The following is a 3,445-nucleotide window of genomic DNA, read 5'->3' on the forward strand; positions in this document are numbered from 1 at the left end:
CGGAGCCACTCTCATTTGAAATGAAAATTATTTCCAAGCCATCAGTGGAATATGCAGGGTGAATGGTTTTCGCGTTATTAAAGTTTGTTAATTTATTTTCGCTATTCTTTAGAATTGAATATTCCCAGAGATTCGAACTGAGGAGTTCGAAATTATTTAGATTAGAAATTGGATTGTTATCATCCTGTCGCGCAAAGACTAGATGGTCGCCATCTGGTGACCAAACGGGCGGGTAATTCCAGACAATATTTGATATCCGACGAACCGTTGTTCCGTCTAAATTTATGATAACCAAATCGCGATTGGGGAAGGGCTGACCCAGATTGAGTGCCAAAAAAGCGATTTTATCTCCCTTGGGGGACCAGCGCAGCCAGGCGAATGTTTGATTTGTGTCCTTGATCAATGTCTAATCAGCTCCTTCTAACATCTTAATCCTGAGTTCTGACTGATCAGTCCCAGCAAGAGTAACCGAGTAGGCCGTTGCTCCATCTGCGGGTGAGATATCGGCACTAATTGTTCCGACTGGCAATGCCGAATTACGATATTCATCATCTTTCGAGAGCAAATAAATTGCTCTGCCTGAAACATTTTGGTTGTCAGCTAGGAATAGTAAGACCGTGTTGCTATCTGGTGACCATGAGACGAAACTCCCAAGGTGCAACGAAGTTAATCTCCGCCCATTGACATCTGTGATATAGGTCGAGATTTGGCCATACGCTTCAGGCGACTCAACCGTCACCGCAAAGGCCTTCCTATCTGGCGACAGATAAATCTCTTTTTTGTAGTCAGTAGGCTGTTCGGTAAAGGCTATGGTAGATTGGGAGTCTGGGTAGTTGACTATTGTTTTATAATTTTTGGGTTCATCTGTCCCCGATGGCTGTGAAGTGTATAGGAATTTTGATGTTTGATGTTTATTGGCTTCTGTCGCGGGAATACCTAAAAATGCAACTGACAAGAAGAATCCGATAACAATGACGAGGTTGAATTTATGAGATCTTTCCATTATTATTCCACTCTAAAAGTTTTTAGAACTTCATCGAAGTCAGCGATCTCGCTCTCGGGAATATCACGATATCGAAGCGCAATTCCTTGGAAAATATTTCCATTCTTATTTAAATTGAGAAATGCAATTCGGTCATTATTATCAAAGATCTGACTTATCTCCTGATTCACAACGATAATCGCATCGATATTTTTGCTTATATAAAGTTGTTCCGCTTCGACATAGTGATATTTTTCTTTTGTAAATCTTATTTTGTAGACATTATCTTGACTCTTCGTAAATTCAAAAAAATCAAACAAGGTAGCGCCTCGGGCTTGCGTGGCTAAATCGATCACGTAATTAGCTGTATTACCCCCAAAAAAGACTGATTTTTTTGAGAAATAACATTGGATCTGGGAACCAGCCATTCCTCCCTTTTCAATATTACAAATTACTCCGCCCCATGTTGGGGGATGATTGAATGCAAATCCAAATTCCTCGCTTGTATATGTTTCCCAATCCGTCGGGATAGTGTTTGTTGGCGTTGATGTCGGCGTTCCGGTTGCTGTCGGAGATATTGTTGTGGTTGTTGTCGGCTCTGGCTCGTCGGTCGGGTTATTGTTTAACGTATAAATCCCATAACCCATACCAGCGAGGATCGCTAGCAAAAACACCCCAATCAAATATTTCTTGTAGGCGGGGATCTCTGTCGAGAATTTATCTTGTTCGTTCATATTCTTACTATAGGTCTGACGGGTTATCTGTGTCAAATCTATAGAATTCGGAATGTCGCGAGGATTTTGGTTCCCTTAGTTGGCTCCGTGCCTTTAGCCTAAGGAATAGCTATTGTTTTTGAGATTTTGTTCATTTGCAAATCGTACTCAATAATTGTTCCTCCTGAATGGGTTGGATTAAAAAATAGAACGATATCATAGTTACCACCCCAGCCAATGATCTGGCAAAATTCATTGATTCGATCCAATCGGGTGACTACTTTGTTTCCGGTATTAAAATATTTCCATTGCCGTTCTTTCAGGTCTTTATAAATCAGTTTTGTACCATCGCTCGTCATCAGGAAATTTGAGTCAATCTGTTCGCCTGTATCTTCCTTGTAATCAGTACCGAGCTTATTCGAGAATTCGTAACTATAAAGCCATCCGCCCGGTCCACCATAGTATTCGCTAGCGGAAGTGGTATCATATGGAGTTCGGGTTACAGCAAATAACTTACCGGCGAGGAGTTGTGGTGAGTCAAAGCGACGTTTCGATTCGGATAACCGTCCATCGTCAAAAAAAGTAAATTGGCCAGTTTTTCTGTCTAATAAGTAAGCCGTTGTTTGTCGATTGTAGAGTGATGAGGAGACGTTCACGTCACCCAAAATTGTTTGCGAATCATCCCCCCAGAAGAATAAGGTGCTATTGATATTGTTTAGGGTTACGTCTTCAATTTGTACTTCATTTGGCCAATCAATTTTTTTTGTTGTGTTGGCTGCTATATCATAGATGTGGAGCCACCCCCTTTGGCTGGTCAGTGTATTTGCGTCCGTGTTTGCAATGAAGAATGCTACCGAACCACCGTCAGGTGACCAACGAGCGCGTAATGGATTTCGATCAGCGTACTGTTCTTTGTGAATGATTGTTTCTCTATCGTTATCAATGTCGTAAATAGCCACATTGACGATTTTTTGGTTATCTATCTGTTCTTCAAATGAATAAGCAAGCGCTTGTCGGGTAGTTGAAAAAACAAGCCAATTGATAGATCCCTGTAAATACTTAACTGGTTTTATTGAGCCGACCATCATGTTAATTTCTCGGATTTGTAGGGGTGCAATATTCTGATCAAAATTATATGCAGCTGGGTAGAAATTTGCTTTAGCTCCATTTGGAACGCGAATACCGGCACTATATGGACTGGATAGGTTCCCATATTGGTAGAGATTTTCGGCAAAAATGTATGAGTAATCGGTCGCAGTTGATGAGGGTGTAATAGTGGGTGCCGAGTAGGAGGAGGTTGTCGGACTCAGGTTAGTTATAGGGTTTTGTGTGCTAGCGGGGGTTTTTATCTGATCGGGTTGGTTTTTTCGATTCGTTGCAAACACCCCATAACCAATACCAGCAAAGATTGCTAAAGAAAGTACCCCAATCAAATATTTCTTGTAGACGGCCTTTTTTATCGATTGTGCTTTTAGCTCATTCATTTGATCTGATTATAGCGAAAAATGCCCAATAAAGTAGGCATTGTCAGGCGAGGGCTTGCTAGGCGTAGTTGTTTTGTATCGACGGGTTAGTGATCGAGGCCGTGGGTTTTATCCAGACGGACCTGGAAGACCCGGCGGTAGACGAGACCGACGACCGCCAGGGTAGCATAGAGGTACCAGAGTGGTCGGAGCTGGCTGATGGCAGGCGCGACGTCCGTGCCGATGGTCAGACTATGGAAAAAGACAAGGGTGAATACTAGGTAATT

The 3,445-nt window shown here is 42.1% G+C and carries 5 protein-coding genes; all 5 read right to left on the reverse strand.

What is annotated here, in order from left to right; translation table 11 throughout:
- Positions 1–403 (reverse strand): TolB family protein (locus ACYC56_RS13480; protein WP_461374691.1); only part of this gene is annotated, 403 nt, incomplete at its 3' end.
- Positions 404–406: 3 nt separating this feature from the next.
- Entirely contained in the window at positions 407–1,003 is a 597-nt protein-coding gene (locus ACYC56_RS13485) for a hypothetical protein (protein WP_461374692.1), read from the reverse strand.
- A 2-nt stretch (positions 1,004–1,005) separates the two neighbouring features.
- Positions 1,006–1,716, reverse strand: coding sequence for a hypothetical protein (locus ACYC56_RS13490; protein ID WP_461374693.1), 711 nt, complete (start codon positions 1,714–1,716; stop codon positions 1,006–1,008).
- A 98-nt stretch (positions 1,717–1,814) separates the two neighbouring features.
- A complete protein-coding gene (locus tag ACYC56_RS13495; protein ID WP_461374694.1) occupies positions 1,815–3,179 on the reverse strand; it encodes a hypothetical protein in 1,365 nt (454 codons plus the stop codon).
- Positions 3,180–3,265: 86 nt separating this feature from the next.
- On the reverse strand, positions 3,266–3,445 hold a 180-nt coding region (locus ACYC56_RS13500; protein WP_461374695.1), incomplete at its 5' end, for a hypothetical protein.

It is taken from the genome of Candidatus Aquicultor sp. (assembly GCF_054640775.1).